We start from the raw sequence: 17581 nt of genomic DNA, 5'->3' as shown, positions 1-17581 counted from the left end.
ATAAACGGCAGATATAAAAAAACGGACGCCCGAAAGGACGTCCGTTTTTCTTTGTATTTCTTTCTATCAATAACCGGCGAAATTAACGCTTCAGCGCTTCGCTCAGTTCATCACGCATGGTCATCAGAATACCTTTAACGACGCGTGGGTTGCCTGCAACGATGTTGCCAGACGAGAAGTGGTTATGGCCGCCAACGAAGTCAGTCACAACGCCGCCAGATTCACGAACCAGCAGTTCGCCACCGGCGAAATCCCAAGGTTTCAGGGCGATTTCGAAGAAACCGTCAACGCGGCCAGCTGCCACGTAAGCCAGATCCAGCGCAGCAGAACCGGTGCGACGGAAGTCTGCACATTCGGTGAACAGTTTGCCAACCACATTCATGTAGCTGGTCGCGTGTTGTTTTGCTTTGAACGGGAAGCCGGTCGCCAGAATGGTGCCGTCGAGATCTTTCGCATTGGTACCGCGCAGACGATAACCGTTCAGCTGTGCGCCCTGACCACGGGTTGCGGTGAACAGTTCGTTACGCATTGGGTCGTAAACTACCGCGACTTCAGTGCGGCCTTTGATGCGCACGGCGATAGAAACAGCGAAATGTGGGAAGCGTTTAACGAAGTTGGTGGTGCCATCCAGCGGGTCGATAATCCATTGTACGTCTTTGTCTTCGCCTTCCAGCTCGCCACACTCTTCACTGATGATGGTGTGTTTTGGATAGGATTTGCGAATAACATCGATAATCATGTGTTCTGCATCGCGGTCTACGTTGGTAACAAAATCGTTGGTACCTTTTTGTGTAGATTCTACAGAGTCTGGCGTTTCGTAATGTTTGGCAATCAGGTTACCGGCCTTGCGCGCAGCGCGCACGGCGATGGTGAGCATCGGATGCATGGATATCTTCCAACTAGGATGTTAAAGAACGGGAATACGGGAAACGGCGCGCAGTATAGCAGGGGTTCTGAAAATTAACTACCGTTGTGTTAGGCTGTTGTGATTTTCCGTCTGGCTAAGAGTTCCTATGCTGCCCAATATCCGCATTGTATTAGTAGAAACGTCTCACACTGGCAATATGGGCTCTACCGCCCGTGCCATGAAAACCATGGGTTTATCAAGTCTTTATCTGGTGAATCCGCTGGTAAAACCTGACTCTCAGGCTATCTCTTTGTCGGCCGGTGCCAGTGATGTCATCGGTAATGCGACGATTGTTGATACGCTTGATGAAGCGCTGGCCGGTTGTAGTCTGGTGATCGGCACCAGTGCGCGTTCCCGCACACTGCCGTGGCCGATGCTTGAACCGCGTGAATGCGGTGAGCACAGTGCAAAAGCGGCACAAACCGCGCCGGTTGCGCTGGTGTTTGGCCGCGAACGCGTCGGGCTGACCAATGAAGAACTGCAAAAATGTAACTACCACGTGTGTATTCCGGCGAACCCTGAATACAGCTCGCTGAATCTGGCAATGGCCGTGCAGATTATTGCCTATGAAGTGCGCGTTGCACATCTGGCGTTGCTGGAAGCGGCAAAACCGCAAATCGAATACGAAGAAACGCCGTATCCGCTGGTCGACGATCTCGAACGTTTCTATCAGCATCTGGAAAAAACCTTGCTGGAAACCGGCTTTATTCGTCAGGCACATCCGGGTCAGGTGATGAGCAAATTACGCCGTCTGTTTACCCGTGCGCGACCTGAATCTCAGGAATTAAACATCCTGCGCGGCATCCTGACGTCGATTGAAAAGACAAATAGCAACAAAGAATAAGCGGAAGGATTTGTTTATAAAAACAGTATTCAGTTTTTTAATCAAAAGGTTATGCGTTGTTCGTGAATGACAAAATTAGTGCGGAATGGCCGGGTTTGTAATACTTGAGTAAAACAGTAGGTTAAATAGTTGACTGTTTTACTCGGGAATGGCAGACTCGTTTGCATGTTCCGCACTATTGAATTTTTAAGTCATTTTAAACAGGTAACCATGCTATGAGACTGACATCCAAAGGCCGTTATGCCGTGACCGCTATGCTCGACGTTGCACTGCATTCACAGGAAGGACCAGTACCACTGGCTGACATTTCTGAGCGTCAGGGTATTTCCCTTTCTTACCTGGAGCAGCTTTTCTCGCGCTTACGCAAAAATGGTCTGGTTGCCAGTGTTCGCGGTCCCGGCGGTGGTTATCTGTTAGGTAAAGATTCCGGCGATATCGCGGTTGGCGCAGTGATTACTGCCGTTGACGAATCTGTCGATGCGACGCGTTGCCAGGGTAAAGAAGGCTGCCAGAATGGCGAACGTTGCCTGACTCACACCTTGTGGCGTGATCTCAGCGAGCGCATCAGCGGCTTCCTGAACAACATTACCCTGGCTGAGCTGGTTAACAACCAGGAAATCCTGGAAGTGGCCGACCGTCAGAACGGTGAAATCCGTCGTCAGCCAAATGGCCGCCAGATGGAAACTATCAACGTCAATCTTCGAGCCTAATCCCCGTCATCCTTCGCGCCGCCTCGGCGTTGGCTGCTGTCGCAACCCCCGGTCACATACTATTGTATGCTCCCGGGGTTTTGCTCCGTTGCCGCCTTGATGCGACACGAATGATTTTGGGGATGCATGTGAATTTTTACGTTACTAAAAGCCCGCGGAAATGCAGATTTCCGCGGGCTTTTGCTTTTCAGGCGTCAATTCTTACCGATTAGTGCCCGCAAAGTGTCATTTCCCTTTTAAGAATCTGTGAACCCGTTTTAAACTGGTTGTCGTTTTTTTAATTCTTTCGTTCGAAGCCGAACGCGCAGTCCGGAGCTTACCTGCCATGAAATTACCTATTTATCTCGATTATTCTGCCACCACGCCTGTAGATCCGCGAGTGGCGAAGATGATGATGCAGTGTTTAACACTCGACGGTACTTTCGGTAATCCGGCCTCCCGTTCTCACCGTTTTGGCTGGCAGGCCGAAGAGGCGGTGGATGTGGCGCGCAACCAGATTGCCGAGCTGATTAATGCCGACCCGCGTGAAATTGTCTTCACCTCTGGCGCGACAGAATCTGACAATCTGGCGATTAAAGGTGCCGCCCACGCGCAGCGTGAGAAAGGCAGACACATCATCACCAGCCAGACGGAGCACAAAGCGGTGCTGGATACCTGTGCCCAGCTGGAAACTGAAGGCTTCGATGTCACCTATTTGGCGCCTCAGGCTGACGGTTTTATCCCTCCTGCTATGATTGAAGCGGCGCTGCGCCCCGACACCATTTTGATATCCATCATGCAGGTAAATAATGAAATCGGCGTGGTGCAGGATATTGCGACAATCGGTGAGCTGTGCCGCAGTCATGGCATTCTTTTCCATGTAGATGCAACCCAGAGCGTGGGCAAGATTGCGATTGATGTCAGTGAGCTGAAAGTGGATCTGATGTCATTTTCCGCGCATAAAATCTACGGTCCGAAAGGGATTGGGGCGCTGTATGTCAGCCGTAAACCCAAAGTGCGGATAGACGCGCAAATCCACGGCGGCGGTCATGAGCGCGGTATGCGTTCAGGTACCTTGCCGGTGCATCAGATTGTCGGAATGGGCGAAGCGTATCGTATCGCCAAAGAAGAAATGACCGCCGAAGTGGCGCGTCTGAGCGCATTGCGCGATCGCTTGTGGAAAGGCATTCAGCAGCTTGATCAGGTGTTTCTCAACGGAACGCCGAAACATGCCGCGCCAAACATTCTTAACGTCAGTTTTGCTGATGTTGAAGGGGAATCCCTGATTATGGCGCTGAAAGATTTGGCGGTGTCGTCCGGTTCCGCTTGTACGTCTGCCAGCCTTGAACCTTCCTACGTTTTGCGAGCCATAGGATTAAGCGAAGAGCTGGCACATGGCTCAATCCGTTTTTCCCTCGGGCGCTGGACAACGGAAGAAGAAATTGATTATGCGATTGCGCTGGTGGTGAAATCAGTCCGCCGCCTGCGTGAATTGCCCCCTGTTTATACGAAATGAAGTGCCACCCGCTGAACGGGTGATTTGCCTGTCATTGATAATGAATATTCATTGAAGATAAAAACAATCAGGAGTCCTGTTATGAGTTCCGAAGTAACGACCAATGAAGCGATGTCCGTCTTCCTTTCCTCTGAGCCAGCTGATGCACGCTGGGGCGAAAAGGCAACACTGAGCACGGATTCCGCCGGTATGACCATTCACCTGAAAGACGGCGAGGCGCTGACGGCTATTTCCCGCGCTGCCCGCCGCATCGACGGTCAGGGCGTTAAAAACGTCAAACTGGCGGGTGAAGGCTGGGATCTCGAAAACAGCTGGGCATTCTGGCAGGGCTTCCGTGGTCCGAAAGGCGCACGCAATGTTGAATGGGCTGAACTGTCTGAAGATGACGCGAACACGCTGAAACAACGCCTGAAAATTATCGACTGGGTGCGTAACACCATCAATACCCCGGCAGAAGATTTGTCTCCTGAACAACTGGCGACCCGTGCCGTTGATCTAATGTGTGAATTTGGCAACGAAAAAGTCAGCTACCGCATTACCAAAGGCGACGATCTGCGTCAGCAAAGCTATATGGGGATCCACACCGTTGGCCGTGGTTCTGACCGTCCGCCGGTACTGCTGGCACTGGATTACAACCCGAGCGGCGACGCGGATGCCCCGGTTTATGCCTGTCTGGTCGGCAAAGGTATCACCTTCGATACCGGTGGTTACAGCCTGAAACCAAGCGCTTCCATGGATTCCATGAAGGCTGATATGGGCGGCGCAGCCACCCTGACTGGCGCTCTGGCGCTGGCGGCGGCTAACGGCCTGAACAAGCGCGTGAAACTGTACCTGTGCTGCGCGGATAACATGGTCAGCGGCAACGCGCTGAAACTCGGCGATATCATCCGTTACCGTAACGGTAAAACCGTAGAAGTGATGAACACTGACGCCGAAGGCCGTCTGGTGCTGGCCGATGGCCTGATCGACGCGTCTGCGCAAAATCCTGAACTGATCATTGATGCGGCAACACTGACAGGCGCGGCAAAAACGGCACTGGGCAACGATTACCACGCGCTGTTCAGCTTTGACGATGCACTGGCAGGTGAACTGCTGGAAAGCGCGAAAGCTGAACACGAACCGTTCTGGCGCCTGCCACTGGAAGAGTTCCACCGTTCACATCTGCCGTCTAACTTTGCAGAGCTGAACAACATTGCCGGTCCTGCGCACACTGCTGGCGCGAGCACGGCGGCGGCGTTCTTGTCTCATTTCGTCACTGAATATAAGAAAGGCTGGCTGCACATCGACTGTTCTGCGACGTATCGCAAAAGCGCAGCGGATCAGTGGTCTGCCGGTGCAACCGGTCTGGGTGTGCGTACCGTGGCTAACCTGTTGTTAGCTAAAGCGAAGTAAGTTTCAGAAAGCAATGCATGCATGATGCACAACGGGGCGCTTAACGGCGCCCCGTTTTATACTACTACCGGAGTCAAGAATCATGAGTGTCCCACACGATCATCTTCCTGCTGGCGCAGCGGCGACTGACGGTGAAAACGAGCTGGAGCGTCTGCTTCGCCTTTCTGTCACCGCACCGGCATGGCGTCCGGCGTTTTATCAAACTTTGCTGGAATCCACCGTTTTTGTGCTGGGTGATGCAGGGCAGGATGACGCTGAAAAGCAGGGCAGTGTGGCGATCACCGCAGGCAGTGAACTGAATATTTTGCACTGGGAAAAGCAGGATGGCAGTTCGATCATTCCTTTCTTTTCTTCGGTGGACGTCCTGGAAAAAGCCAGTGCCGGTGAAAGCCCGGATGAGCAGGCGTTTGTCGCGCTGCCTGCCCGTGTGTTGTTTGAAATGACACAAGGGGAAGAATTGTTTCTGAATCCCAAGTCAGAATACGGCAAAGAATTCACGCCAAATGAAGTCACGCTGTTGCTGAGCAATGGCGGGCTGAATGCGCCCTCGGAGCTGGTGCTGGATAAAGAAAGCCAGCTGCTGATTGGTCAGCCGGACGAATATCCTTCCGCTATGATCGACGCGCTGACCACGCTGTTCACGCAGAAAAAGCCGGTGCGCCGCGCCTTTATGGCGCTGATCCATGATAAAGCCGTGGACGATCAGCCAAACCTGTTAATTGGTGTTGAGGCTGACGGTGATGAGCAGGAAATCGATGCGCTGATCCGCGAGGCGGGGAATGTGGCGAGCGAAACCTCACCCGACGATCGTCCGGTGGATTTCTGTATCGTTTCTGAAAAGGAACGCGGTATCAGCCATTATCTGATCAGCCACACGCAGCCGTTCTACCAGCGCAAGTGGGGAAGCTGGTTGCGTAACATTATTCCGTCGTCCGGTCAGGCATAAAATCAGGGGATAAAGCAGGGCAGAACGCCGTTTTGCCCTTGTTTTGTTTAAGGGGAATAGGCGGTTTAGGTTCGATAGTGAATCAATCACACATTTTTTTAATTAAATGTTGTGATTCGGGTAGGCAATCTTAACTTCGCTCCCTATAATCACCGCCATTTTACGGCAGGTATAACATTAAATTAACCGGCCCTACCTATAAAAGTCAGACTGAGGTTTTTTCATGACTATCGAACGTACTTTCTCCATCATCAAGCCAAACTCCGTAGCTAACAACGACATCGGTGCTATCTACGCACGTTTCGAACGCGCTGGTTTCACTATCATCGCGTCAAAAATGCTGAAACTGACTAAAGAACAAGCTGAAGGCTTCTACGCAGAACACAAAGGCCGTCCTTTCTTCGACGGTCTGGTTGAGTTCATGACTTCTGGCCCGATCATGGTTCAGGTTCTGGAAGGCGAAAATGCAGTTCAGCGTAACCGTGACATCATGGGCGCAACTAACCCGGACAACGCTCTGGCAGGCACCCTGCGTGCAGACTTCGCTGACAGCTTCACGGCTAACGCGGTTCACGGTTCTGACGCTGTAGAATCTGCACAACGCGAAATCGCTTATTTCTTCACCGAAAGCGAAATCTGCCCGCGTTAAGATTTTTGGGTAAGCTCTGCTGGAAGATGTGCCGCAAATTCGCAAGAATTTTGTAACAGGTACCTACCAAACATGGCAACCGTGCCCTAAAATTTGTACAATGTTGCGCCCCGAATGAGCCAGCCTCTTCGGGGCGCAATTTATTTGCAGGCCATCTGTTTGTACTGTTTGCACTATATGTAAAAGATATATGTATAAAGATACATTCGGCTCTGCACTTCCAATACGCCATAACGTGTAACAACGAGGCCATTTTTTCATGTCAGAATTCAACACGCCCGAGCAAACCTTGTCTGAGACTACCCAAGCTTCTGCAGAAGCCGTCGCCGTTGTCGCGCCTGCTGCCGCAAAAATTAACCTTCTTGATCTTAACCGCAAACAAATGCGTGAGTTCTTCATCAACATGGGCGAAAAACCGTTCCGTGCTGATCAGGTCATGAAGTGGATGTACCATTACTGCAGCGATGATTTCGAGCAAATGACCGATATCAACAAAGTGCTGCGTGAAAAGCTGGCCCGCGTTGCCGAAATTCGTGCACCGGAAGTCGCTTCAGAACAACGTTCCACTGACGGCACCATCAAATGGGCCATTCAGGTAGGCGGACAACTGGTTGAAACCGTGTATATCCCGGACGGCGACCGTGCGACGCTTTGCGTTTCTTCTCAGGTAGGCTGTGCGCTGGAATGTACTTTTTGTTCTACGGCACAACAGGGCTTTAACCGTAACCTGCGCGTGTCCGAAATTATCGGTCAGGTGTGGCGTGCGGCAAAAATTATCGGTGCCGCGAAAGTGGCCGGTACGCGTCCTATCACCAACGTGGTGATGATGGGTATGGGCGAACCTCTGCTGAACCTGAATAACGTGGTTCCGGCGATGGAAATCATGCTCGACGATTTCGGTTTTGGTCTGTCAAAACGTCGCGTAACGCTTTCCACATCAGGCGTCGTGCCTGCGCTGGATAAACTGGGCGATATGATTGACGTCGCACTGGCGATTTCCCTGCACGCGCCGAACGACACCATTCGTGACGAAATCGTGCCGATTAACCGCAAATACAATATCGATACTTTCCTGGCAGCGGTTGAGCGCTATATTGGCAAATCTAACGCCAATCAGGGGCGTGTCACCATCGAGTACGTTATGCTGGATCACATCAATGATGGCACCGAGCATGCGCACGAACTGGCAGAACGTCTGAAAAACACGCCATGCAAGATTAACCTGATCCCATGGAACCCGTTCCCGGGCGCGCCGTATGGCCGCAGCTCGAACAGCCGTATTGATCGTTTCTCTAAAGTGCTGATGGATTATGGCTTTACAGTTATCGTGCGCAAAACACGTGGCGATGACATTGATGCCGCGTGTGGTCAGCTGGCCGGTGATGTTATCGACCGTACCAAACGTACATTGAAGAAAAAAATGGCAGGCGAGCAACAGATTTCCGTAAAAGCCGTCTGATCCCAATGGGCTTCGCCACGGTGTTCCGTCGAAGCCCGCTGTTTTATTGTCGCTGGCAGGGTAAAGGGAATTAAGCATGACAATGAAGGGCTGTGTGAAAATGTTGATAGCTGCAGGCATGTCGGTGGCTTTGCTGGCAGGCTGTTCCAGTTCACCGAAGGAGTCGCAACCGGCCAGTGGCGCAGCACAAACGCGCCTCGAGTTGGGTATGGCTTACCTGAATCAGGGGAACATGGACGCAGCAAAACAGAATTTGCAGAAAGCCGTTGACGGTGCGCCGCAGGATTATCGGACGCAGCTGGGGATGGCGCTTTACGAGCAAAAAAACGGCAATCAGAAAGCCGCAGAAAGCCGCTACCAGCAAGCGCTGAAGCTGGCGCCGCAAAATGGGACGGTGTTAAATAATTACGGTGCGTTTTTGTGTAGTTTAGGGCAGTATGTACCGGCACAACAGCAGTTTAGCGCCGCAGCTAATGCGCCTGATTACGGTCAGGTTGCTGACAGTCTGGAAAATGCAGGCTACTGTTTTCTGAAGGCCAATCAGAATGAGGAAGCGCGAGTGTTACTGAGCCGGGCATTGAAAGTTGATCCCGATAAAGGCGCACCCTTGCTGACTGAGGCAACCAAAGAATTTGGGGAAGGGAACCGCGCTCAGGCGAAACTTTTACTGGATGTATATCAACATGTTCTGCCAGCCACCGCTGAGAGTCTCATGTTGCAAATTCGATTCGCTGCGTTAGCGGGCAACCCGGATAGCGTTCAACGCTACGGTAAGCAACTTGCGCGTAGTTATCCACAATCTAAACAGTACCAGCAGTTCTTAGCCAATGAATACTGAAGCCCCTCAAGAAAATAATGCAAAACTGACAACAGGCGAACGTCTGCGTCAGGCTCGTGAACAGTTAGGTCTTAGTCATCAGGCCGTTGCAGAACGCCTGTGTCTGAAAGTCTCGACTATTCGCCAAATTGAAGAAGAAACGACGCCGGCCGATCTTGCGCCGACTTTCCTGCGTGGTTATCTCCGTTCTTATGCCAAGCTGGTTCATGTACCTGAAGAAGAATTATTAGGTCTGATCGGTAAACAAGCGCCGATCAAAGTGCCTAAAGTGGCGTCAATGCAAGGGTTCTCTCTCGGTAAGTCTCGCAAAAAACGCGATGGCTGGCTGATGGGCTTTACCTGGCTGGTGGTGTTTGTTGTGGTTGGTCTGACGGGTGCGTGGTGGTGGCAAAATCATCAGGCGCAGCAACAGGAAATCGCAACCATGGCCGATCAGTCATCGGCACAGCTGAATCAGGATAACGGCCAGGGGCAGACCATTCCTCTGGGCGATAACGCAAATTCTGCACCGACCACAGACGATACGGCTTCTGAGCCAGCGACTGCTGCAAATGCACCGCAAGCACAGAACAGCATTCCGTTGAACACAGCACCGGCGGCGACCGCCAACAGTGCGCCAGCGACGACGACTGCGCCAGCTGAACAGGCACCTGCTGCCGTTTCTACCAGCCAGCCAGCAGCCACCGCTGAAAACGGTCTGCCAACCGGTGATGCACAAACTGCTGCGGCAGCGGGTGCGGATCCACAAGCGGTCACTTTTACCTTTAAAGCTGACTGCTGGTTCCAGATTGATGACGCGTCAGGCAAAACCCTGTTCAGCGGCATGAAGAAAGGCGGTGAAACCTTCAGCGTGAAGGGCACTGCGCCGTATAAACTGAAAATCGGTGCGCCGGGTGCAGTAGATATCCAGTTCCAGGGCAAACCGGTTGATTTAAGTCGTTTTGTAAAATCAAGCCGTGTTGCGCGCCTGACCTTAGCTGCCGAGTAATCGGCAGTTTGTCAGACGATTGCAACGATGGAGAGTGAAGTAATGCATAACCAGTCACCCATTACCCGTCGCAAATCAACCCGGATTTATGTCGGCAAGGTGCCTGTAGGTGACGGAGCACCGATTGCAGTGCAATCGATGACCAACACCCGCACCACAGATGTCGCGGCGACTGTCGCACAGATCAAATCACTGGAACGCGTGGGTGTCGATATTGTTCGCGTTTCTGTGCCTACGATGGATGCAGCAGAAGCATTCAAACTTATCAAACAGCAGGTTAATGTCCCGCTGGTCGCTGATATTCATTTCGATTACCGCATCGCCCTGCAGGTTGCAGAATATGGCGTAGATTGCCTGCGTATTAACCCGGGTAACATTGGTAACGAATCCCGCATCCGCTCTGTGGTGGATTGCGCGCGCGACAAAAATATTCCTATCCGTATCGGTGTTAACGGCGGCTCTCTGGAAAAAGACATCCAGGAAAAGTACGGCGAACCCACGCCGCAGGCTTTGCTGGAATCGGCGATGCGTCATGTCGATATTCTCGACCGTCTCAACTTTGACCAGTTTAAAGTCAGCGTTAAAGCGTCTGACGTATTCCTGGCCGTTGAGTCATACCGTTTGCTGGCCAAACAGATTGTTCAGCCGTTGCATCTGGGGATTACCGAAGCGGGTGGCCTGCGTGCAGGTTCCGTTAAATCGGCGATTGGCTTAGGGCTGCTGCTGTCTGAAGGCATCGGCGACACGCTACGTATTTCATTGGCGGCTGATCCGGTTGAAGAAGTTAAGGTCGGCTTCGATATCCTCAAATCACTGCGTATACGTTCCCGTGGTATCAACTTTATTGCCTGCCCGACCTGTTCGCGTCAGGAGTTTGATGTCATCGGCACCGTGAATGCGCTGGAACAACGTCTGGAAGATATCATCACGCCAATGGACGTTTCGATTATCGGCTGTGTGGTTAACGGTCCGGGCGAAGCGCTGGTTTCCACTATGGGCGTGACCGGCGGTCATAACAAAAGCGGTTTCTACGAAGACGGTGTTCGTCAGAGAGAGCGCTTTGACAACAACGACATGATCGACCAGTTAGAAGCTAAAATTCGCGCCAAAGCAGCGCTGATGGATGAGAGTAAACGTATCGTTATCAATCATCTTGAAAAGTAACATCGGTTGCGGGTGTCAGCGTACATCTGCATTATATTGAACCCGACTGGGGTAATGGCGTCTGTGCGTTGAACCACAGCCCATAAAGCCCCTATAATCGGGTTCATTTTTTATAAAACGATAGAGAACTGACGTGGCAAAGAATATCCAGGCCATTCGCGGCATGAACGACTACCTGCCAGAAGACACTGCACTGTGGCAACGCATTGAAGGTTCGTTGAAACAGGTGCTTGGCAGCTACGGCTACAATGAAATCCGTATGCCGATTGTAGAGCAGACCCCATTGTTTAAACGCGCTATCGGCGAAGTGACCGATGTCGTGGAAAAAGAAATGTATACCTTTGAAGACCGCAACGGTGAAAGCCTGACGCTGCGTCCGGAAGGTACGGCGGGCTGCGTGCGCGCCGGTATTGAACATGGTCTGCTGTACAATCAGGAACAGCGTCTGTGGTACATCGGTCCGATGTTCCGCTACGAGCGCCCGCAAAAAGGCCGCTATCGTCAGTTTAATCAGCTGGGTGTGGAAGTTTTTGGTCTGCAAGGCCCGGACGTTGATGCAGAATTAATTCTGCTGACAGCCCGCTGGTGGCGTGCGCTGGGGATTTCTGAACATGTCGCACTGGAACTGAACTCTATCGGTTCACTGGAAGCACGCGCCAACTATCGTGACGCGCTGGTGGCTTTCCTTGAACAGCATAAAGACAAGCTGGACGAAGATTGCAAACGTCGCATGTACAGCAACCCGCTGCGCGTTCTGGACTCTAAAAATCCGGATATTCAGGCGTTATTAAACGATGCACCGGAACTCGGTGATTATCTTGATGAAGAATCAAGAGAACACTTTACAGGTCTGTGTGAACTTTTAGAGCAGTCTGGTATCCCATATACGGTTAATCAGCGACTTGTGCGCGGTCTGGATTATTACAACCGCACCGTGTTCGAATGGGTAACTCACAGCTTAGGCTCGCAAGGTACCGTTTGTGCCGGTGGTCGTTACGACGGTCTGGTCGAACAACTGGGCGGTCGTGCAACGCCTGCCGTCGGTTTTGCGATGGGACTGGAGCGTCTGGTATTACTGGTTCAGGCCGTAAACCCGGACTTCAAAGCACCGGCAACTGTTGACGCTTACGTGATTTCTTCCGGTGCCGGAACGCAAAGCGCGGCCATGCAACTGGCTGAAAAATTGCGGGATGCGCTGCCTGAGCTGAAAGTAATGACTAACTACGGTGGTGGTAACTTCAAAAAGCAATTCGCCCGTGCAGATAAATGGGGTGCGCGCGTTGCCCTGGTATTAGGCGAAGATGAAGTTGCTAATCAGCAGGTTGTAGTAAAAGACCTGCAAAGTGGAACACAAGAAACGCTGGCGCAGAGCGAAATCGCCTCGCGTCTGGCTTCGATGTTGGGTTAAGGAGAAGGACACTGTGGAAGTCTATACCACTGAGAATGAACAGGTTGATGCTGTACGTCGCTTCTTTGCCGAAAATGGTAAAGCGCTGGCCATCGGCGTTGTTCTGGGTATTGCAGCCCTGGGCGGCTGGCGTTTCTGGCAGAGTCACCAGGACTCAGCCCTGACGGAAGCTTCTGCGTCTTTCCAGAAAGCGAATCAGTCGATGACGGGTAATAATGCACAGGGCGTGGCCAGTCTCGAGAAGTTTGCTCAGAGCAATGACAATAATTACGGGGTGTTTGCTGCCCTGCAACTGGCTGATCATTTCGTTGAGACCAAAGATTTCGCGAATGCTGAAAAGCAGTTAGTCCAGGCACAAGGTCAGGCTAAAGAAGATAATTTACGTTCGCTGGTGAATTTACGTCTGGCTCGTATCCAGATGCAGCAAGGCAAATTTGATGATGCACTCAAAACGTTAGATGGCGTGAAGGGTGAAGGCTGGGCGGCTATGCAGCAAGGCATCCGTGGTGATGTTTTGCTTGCGAAAGGCGATGCAAAAGGCGCACGTGAAGCCTACAGCAAAGGACTCGATTCTAAACCCTCTCAAACGCTGCAAACTATGCTGCGTATGAAATTGAACAACTTAGCCAGCTAAGGGGAACCCCGATGCAATTGCGTAAAACACTCTTGGTAGGATGGGTTTCAGTTGCCCTGCTGAGTGGCTGTTCATTGTTTAACAGCGAAGAAGACGTGGTAAAAATGTCTCCGCTGCCAAAAGTTGAGAATCAATTTACTCCGACTAAAGTCTGGAGCAAATCCGTAGGCGACGGTGTAGGCGATTTCTACTCCAACCTGCGTCCGGCCTGGCAGGACAGCACTATTTATGCTGCTGATCGTTTTGGTGTGGTTAAAGCACTCGACGCTGACAGCGGTAAAGAAAAATGGAGCGTGAATCTGTCTCAAAAGACCGGCTTCCTCTCCCGTAATATTTCAGCACAACTTTCTGGCGGCCTGACGGTCTCCGGTAGCCATGTGTATGTCGGCAGCGAGAAAGCCGTGGTGTATGCATTGAACACCACTGACGGCACTGTGGCATGGCAGACTAAAGTCGCGGGTGAAGCGCTTTCCCGTCCTGTCGTCAGCGATGGTCTGGTGCTGGTGCATACCGGCAACGGTATGTTGCAGGGGCTGAGTGAGTCCGATGGTACTATCCAGTGGACAGCTAACCTCGATATGCCAACACTTTCCCTGCGTGGCGAATCGGCTCCGGCCGTGGCGTTTGGTGCGGCTATCGTCGGTGGTGACAACGGTCGTGTCAGCGCAGTGCTGATGAAGGAAGGTCAGCTGATCTGGCAACAACGTATCTCTCAGACTACCGGTACAACTGAAATTGACCGTCTGAGCGATGTGGATACCACACCGGTTATCGTTGATGGCACTGTGTATGCACTGGCCTATAACGGCAGCCTGGTGGCGATGGATCTTCGTTCTGGTCAGATCATGTGGAAACGTGATGTGGGTTCAGTCAACGACATCATCGTTGATGGCGGCCGTATCTATATGGTTGACCAGGATGACCGCGTGATGGCGCTTGATACCCAGGGCGGTGTCAGCGTGTGGCGTCAGAGTGAATTATTGCACCGTAACCTGACAGCCCCGGTGTTGTATAATGGTTACATTGTGGTCGGTGATTCCGAAGGTTATCTGCACTGGATTAACACCACAGACGGTCGTTTTGTGGCTCAGCAGAAAGTTGACAGTGATGGCTTCCTGAGCGGACCGATTGTGGCCAGTGACAAGCTGGTCGTGCAGGCGAAAGGTGGCGAAGTTTACTCCTTCACCCGCTAATATCGCGACCTGCGTCAGGCTCTGAGATCGGTTGATCCCGGGCTTTAAAACGGCTCCTGAATTGCTCAGGGGCCGTTTCGTATTCTGAAATCTGCGTAACGGATATAAACCGATTACGCTGTAACAATTTGAATTATAGTGGTTTGTATTGAAATTCTGCAGGCCCGCTATTTGCGTTTTGCACCATATTAAAAAAACTGAGGCTTCAAAATGATACCTGTCGTTGCGCTTGTAGGGCGCCCGAATGTGGGTAAATCCACTTTATTTAACCGCTTAACTAAAACGCGTGACGCGTTGGTTGCGGATTTCCCGGGGCTTACGCGTGACCGCAAGTATGGTCGTGCCGAAATTGAGGGTAATGAATTCATCATCGTGGATACCGGCGGTATCGACGGTACCGAAGACGGCGTTGAAACCCGCATGGCCGGGCAGTCTCTGCTCGCTATCGAAGAAGCGGATATCGTGCTGTTCATGGTCGATGCACGTGCGGGCCTGATGCCTGCCGATCAGGGCATTGCCCAGCATTTGCGCAGCCGTGAAAAAGCCACTTTCCTGGTCGCCAACAAAACTGATGGTCTGGATCCGGACAGCGCCACCGGCGATTTCTACTCGCTGGGCCTTGGCGAAGTGTATGCCATCGCCGCTTCCCACGGTCGTGGTGTTACGCAACTTATCGAACACGTTCTGATCCCGTTCGTGGGCGAAAAGCCGGAAGAAGTCGAACTCACCGAAGAAGAGGCGAATGCCGCTTACTGGGCTGAGCAGGAAGGCACCGGCGATGAAATCCCTGAAGACGTGGAAGACGATTTCGACCCGCAGTCTCTGCCAATCAAACTGGCTATCGTGGGGCGCCCGAACGTAGGTAAGTCCACACTGACTAACCGTATTCTGGGCGAAGAACGCGTCGTGGTTTACGACATGCCGGGCACGACCCGTGACAGTATTTATATCCCGATGGTGCGTGACGAGCGTGAATACGTTCTGATTGACACCGCCGGTGTGCGTAAGCGCGGCAAAGTGACTGAAACCGTTGAGAAATTCTCGGTAATTAAAACCTTGCAGGCGATTGAAGACGCCAACGTGGTGATGCTGGTCATCGATGCCCGCGAAGGTATTTCCGATCAGGATCTCTCGCTGTTAGGCTTCATCCTCAATAGCGGGCGCTCACTGGTGATTGTCGTCAACAAGTGGGACGGCATGAACGAAGAAGCGCGTGCGCAGGTGAAAGACCAGCTGGAACTGCGCCTTGGTTTCGTCGATTTCGCGCGTATCCACTTCATCTCTGCCCTGCACGGCAGCGGTGTAGGCAACCTGTTTGAATCCGTGAACGAAGCCTATACCTGTGCGACCACGCGTGTAAGCACTTCCTTACTGACCCGTATCATGCAGATGGCCGCTGACGATCACCAGCCACCGCTGGTTAACGGTCGTCGCGTTAAGCTGAAATATGCTCACGCCGGGGGTTATAACCCGCCAATCGTGGTTATCCACGGAAACCAGGTGAAAGATCTGGCTGATTCCTACAAACGCTATCTGATGAACTATTTCCGCCGTTCACTGAAAGTGATGGGTACGCCAATCCGCATTCAGTTCAAGGAAGGTGAGAACCCGTATGAAGGCAAGAAAAACTCGCTTTCTCCTCACCAGCAGCGCAAGCGCCGACGTCTGATGCAGCACCTGAAAAACAAATCCTAAACGAATGGGGTGCATGAAAATGTACCCCATTTTTTTGTCTTCATTTTCCCGCAAGGAGCTGGCTGGATGTTCTGGCAGACCTGGAGTTTTGCGTTTGGCGTTACGGTTCCCAATTTATTGATCTTGCTGCTGGGCGTGTTTTTACGCCGCACTGGCCTGATGGATGACAGTTTTAACGAGAAAGCCAGCCGTCTGGTATTTAATATCGCCTTACCTTGCCTGCTTTTTTTCAGCGTGGCACAAGGGCATGATTCCTCGGGTTCTAACTTGCCGCTCGCCATTTATGGCGGACTTGGTACCGTCGTGACTTTTTTGCTGCTGGAACTGGTGGCGATTAAGTTGGTGAAAGATCCCCGTGAGCGCGGCATTTTTGTGCAGGGCGGGTTTCGAGCGAATACCGGTATTGCCGGGCTGGCTTATGCGTCGCTGGCGTTTGGCAGCGAGGGTATTGCGCTGGGGTCGATGTATCTGGCGGTCACAGTGATCCTCTTCAACGTGCTGTCCGTGATTACGCTGACCCGCAGCCTGAAAGGCGGGCAGGGCAAACGTATCGGCCTTAAACCCATTCTGCATGGCATCGTCACTAATCCGCTTATTATTGGTCTGGTACTCGGGCTGGCGTTTCAGTACAGCCATTTACCGATGCCGGCGACGATTGCCAGCACCGGTGATTTTATTTCAGGTATGGCTTTGCCGCTGGCGATGTTGTGTGCCGGAGCAAGCCTAGACTGGAAAGCGATGTTTCGCAGCTCAAACGTGGCGGCCTGGTCTTCAGCCTCACGCGTGATATTTGTTCCCGCGCTGATGACTTTCGGTGCATGGCTGTTTGGCTTTCGCGGCGCGGCGCTCGGCGTTATATTTCTCTTTTCCTGTACACCCACTGCGGCGGGCAGCTATGTCATGACCCGTGCGATGGGCGGTAATGCTACGCTGGCGGCCAATATTATTGCCGTCACGACGCTGGGATCATTTTTCACGACGGCTCTGGGTCTGTATTTACTGCGGACGCTGGGCGTCATTTAGAGGGGAAGTACGATGGATGCGCTCTGTCCGGTTTGCGGCCAGCCGATGAGCTGGGTAAGCGGTCACTTTCATTGTGATGCTTGCCATACCGATTATCAGCAAACGGCATTATGCCCGGATTGTCAGCAACCGTTGCAGGAACTGAAAGCCTGCGGCGCGGTGGATTATTTCTGCCAAAACGGGCACGGAATGATTTCTAAAAAACGGGTAACGTTTACCTATTCACCCTGTTGACC

General features: G+C 52.2%; 17 protein-coding genes. 16 read left to right on the top strand and 1 reads right to left on the bottom strand.

The annotated features are described in order from the left end of the window. Positions 1 to 82 precede the first annotated feature (82 nt). A complete protein-coding gene (gene suhB, locus CKQ54_RS19540; protein ID WP_112288934.1) occupies positions 83 to 886 on the bottom strand; it encodes an inositol-1-monophosphatase in 804 nt (267 codons plus the stop codon). A gap of 127 nt (positions 887 to 1013) precedes the next feature. On the opposite strand from suhB, the gene trmJ reads away from it, so the two are divergent. From trmJ to CKQ54_RS19455, 16 genes are all read left to right on the top strand, one after another. Then, on the top strand, positions 1014 to 1751 hold the full coding sequence (gene trmJ, locus CKQ54_RS19535; RefSeq protein ID WP_112288933.1) for a tRNA (cytosine(32)/uridine(32)-2'-O)-methyltransferase TrmJ: 738 nt from the start codon (positions 1014 to 1016) through the stop codon (positions 1749 to 1751). Between the two features lie 215 nt (positions 1752 to 1966). Continuing rightward, positions 1967 to 2461 carry a Fe-S cluster assembly transcriptional regulator IscR gene (gene iscR, locus CKQ54_RS19530; protein WP_101076364.1) on the top strand — a complete coding sequence of 165 codons (495 nt, stop codon included), beginning with the start codon at positions 1967 to 1969 and terminating at the stop codon, positions 2459 to 2461. A gap of 325 nt (positions 2462 to 2786) precedes the next feature. Beyond that, on the top strand, positions 2787 to 3956 hold the full coding sequence (locus CKQ54_RS19520) for an IscS subfamily cysteine desulfurase (protein WP_120161534.1): 1170 nt from the start codon (positions 2787 to 2789) through the stop codon (positions 3954 to 3956). Positions 3957 to 4037: 81 nt separating this feature from the next. Beyond that, on the top strand, positions 4038 to 5348 hold the full coding sequence (gene pepB, locus CKQ54_RS19515) for an aminopeptidase PepB (protein ID WP_167459651.1): 1311 nt from the start codon (positions 4038 to 4040) through the stop codon (positions 5346 to 5348). A gap of 82 nt (positions 5349 to 5430) precedes the next feature. After that, positions 5431 to 6294, top strand: coding sequence for an enhanced serine sensitivity protein SseB (gene sseB, locus CKQ54_RS19510; protein WP_120161536.1), 864 nt, complete (start codon positions 5431 to 5433; stop codon positions 6292 to 6294). Positions 6295 to 6517: 223 nt separating this feature from the next. Further along, positions 6518 to 6943, top strand: coding sequence for a nucleoside-diphosphate kinase (gene ndk, locus CKQ54_RS19505; protein WP_013574367.1), 426 nt, complete (start codon positions 6518 to 6520; stop codon positions 6941 to 6943). Positions 6944 to 7202: 259 nt separating this feature from the next. Beyond that, entirely contained in the window at positions 7203 to 8402 is a 1200-nt protein-coding gene (gene rlmN, locus CKQ54_RS19500; protein WP_255563945.1) for a dual-specificity RNA methyltransferase RlmN, read from the top strand. A 100-nt stretch (positions 8403 to 8502) separates the two neighbouring features. Continuing rightward, on the top strand, positions 8503 to 9240 hold the full coding sequence (gene pilW, locus CKQ54_RS19495; protein WP_181955543.1) for a type IV pilus biogenesis/stability protein PilW: 738 nt from the start codon (positions 8503 to 8505) through the stop codon (positions 9238 to 9240). Beyond that, positions 9230 to 10228, top strand: coding sequence for a cytoskeleton protein RodZ (gene rodZ / locus CKQ54_RS19490; protein ID WP_120161540.1), 999 nt, complete (start codon positions 9230 to 9232; stop codon positions 10226 to 10228). The genes pilW and rodZ overlap by 11 nt, the downstream gene beginning before the upstream one ends. A 42-nt stretch (positions 10229 to 10270) precedes the next feature. Beyond that, the gene (ispG, locus tag CKQ54_RS19485) at positions 10271 to 11392 is read left to right on the top strand and encodes a flavodoxin-dependent (E)-4-hydroxy-3-methylbut-2-enyl-diphosphate synthase (RefSeq protein WP_120161541.1); all 1122 of its coding nucleotides are present in this window, start codon (positions 10271 to 10273) and stop codon (positions 11390 to 11392) included. 133 nt (positions 11393 to 11525) lie between these two features. Next, positions 11526 to 12800 (top strand): histidine--tRNA ligase, encoded by a 1275-nt coding sequence (gene hisS, locus CKQ54_RS19480; RefSeq protein WP_120161543.1) that lies wholly within the window; start codon positions 11526 to 11528, stop codon positions 12798 to 12800. A gap of 13 nt (positions 12801 to 12813) precedes the next feature. After that, entirely contained in the window at positions 12814 to 13434 is a 621-nt protein-coding gene (locus tag CKQ54_RS19475; RefSeq protein ID WP_120161545.1) for a YfgM family protein, read from the top strand. A gap of 11 nt (positions 13435 to 13445) precedes the next feature. Further along, positions 13446 to 14627 (top strand): outer membrane protein assembly factor BamB, encoded by a 1182-nt coding sequence (gene bamB / locus CKQ54_RS19470; protein ID WP_120161547.1) that lies wholly within the window; start codon positions 13446 to 13448, stop codon positions 14625 to 14627. A 210-nt stretch (positions 14628 to 14837) separates the two neighbouring features. Further along, complete coding sequence (der, locus tag CKQ54_RS19465) at positions 14838 to 16322, top strand: ribosome biogenesis GTPase Der (protein WP_113875981.1); 1485 nt, start codon at positions 14838 to 14840, stop codon at positions 16320 to 16322. Between the two features lie 66 nt (positions 16323 to 16388). Beyond that, positions 16389 to 17345 carry an AEC family transporter gene (locus CKQ54_RS19460; RefSeq protein WP_120161548.1) on the top strand — a complete coding sequence of 319 codons (957 nt, stop codon included), beginning with the start codon at positions 16389 to 16391 and terminating at the stop codon, positions 17343 to 17345. Between the two features lie 12 nt (positions 17346 to 17357). Further along, a complete protein-coding gene (locus CKQ54_RS19455; RefSeq protein ID WP_112288922.1) occupies positions 17358 to 17579 on the top strand; it encodes a zinc ribbon domain-containing protein in 222 nt (73 codons plus the stop codon). The last annotated feature ends 2 nt before the right edge of the window (positions 17580 to 17581 follow it).

The sequence above is a fragment of the Rahnella variigena genome, assembly GCF_003610915.1.
GTDB classification, from domain to species: domain Bacteria; phylum Pseudomonadota; class Gammaproteobacteria; order Enterobacterales; family Enterobacteriaceae; genus Rahnella; species Rahnella variigena.
Note: the sequence above shows the minus strand (reverse complement) of the source record. Positions and strands in the feature narration are given on the sequence as shown.

Excerpts from the sequence above, each read along its gene's own strand:
- pepB (WP_167459651.1), top strand. The coding sequence starts at position 4,038 with ATGAGTTCCGAAGTAACGACCAATGAAGCGATGTCCGTCTTCCTTTCC.
- sseB (WP_120161536.1), top strand. The coding sequence starts at position 5,431 with ATGAGTGTCCCACACGATCATCTTCCTGCTGGCGCAGCGGCGACTGAC.
- ispG (WP_120161541.1), top strand. The coding sequence starts at position 10,271 with ATGCATAACCAGTCACCCATTACCCGTCGCAAATCAACCCGGATTTAT.
- der (WP_113875981.1), top strand. The coding sequence starts at position 14,838 with ATGATACCTGTCGTTGCGCTTGTAGGGCGCCCGAATGTGGGTAAATCC.
- bamB (WP_120161547.1), top strand. The coding sequence starts at position 13,446 with ATGCAATTGCGTAAAACACTCTTGGTAGGATGGGTTTCAGTTGCCCTG.
- iscR (WP_101076364.1), top strand. The coding sequence starts at position 1,967 with ATGAGACTGACATCCAAAGGCCGTTATGCCGTGACCGCTATGCTCGAC.
- trmJ (WP_112288933.1), top strand. The coding sequence starts at position 1,014 with ATGCTGCCCAATATCCGCATTGTATTAGTAGAAACGTCTCACACTGGC.
- rlmN (WP_255563945.1), top strand. The coding sequence starts at position 7,203 with ATGTCAGAATTCAACACGCCCGAGCAAACCTTGTCTGAGACTACCCAA.
- CKQ54_RS19455 (WP_112288922.1), top strand. The coding sequence starts at position 17,358 with ATGGATGCGCTCTGTCCGGTTTGCGGCCAGCCGATGAGCTGGGTAAGC.
- CKQ54_RS19460 (WP_120161548.1), top strand. The coding sequence starts at position 16,389 with ATGTTCTGGCAGACCTGGAGTTTTGCGTTTGGCGTTACGGTTCCCAAT.
- CKQ54_RS19520 (WP_120161534.1), top strand. The coding sequence starts at position 2,787 with ATGAAATTACCTATTTATCTCGATTATTCTGCCACCACGCCTGTAGAT.
- ndk (WP_013574367.1), top strand. The coding sequence starts at position 6,518 with ATGACTATCGAACGTACTTTCTCCATCATCAAGCCAAACTCCGTAGCT.
- pilW (WP_181955543.1), top strand. The coding sequence starts at position 8,503 with ATGTTGATAGCTGCAGGCATGTCGGTGGCTTTGCTGGCAGGCTGTTCC.
- rodZ (WP_120161540.1), top strand. The coding sequence starts at position 9,230 with ATGAATACTGAAGCCCCTCAAGAAAATAATGCAAAACTGACAACAGGC.
- suhB (WP_112288934.1), bottom strand. The coding sequence starts at position 886 with ATGCATCCGATGCTCACCATCGCCGTGCGCGCTGCGCGCAAGGCCGGT.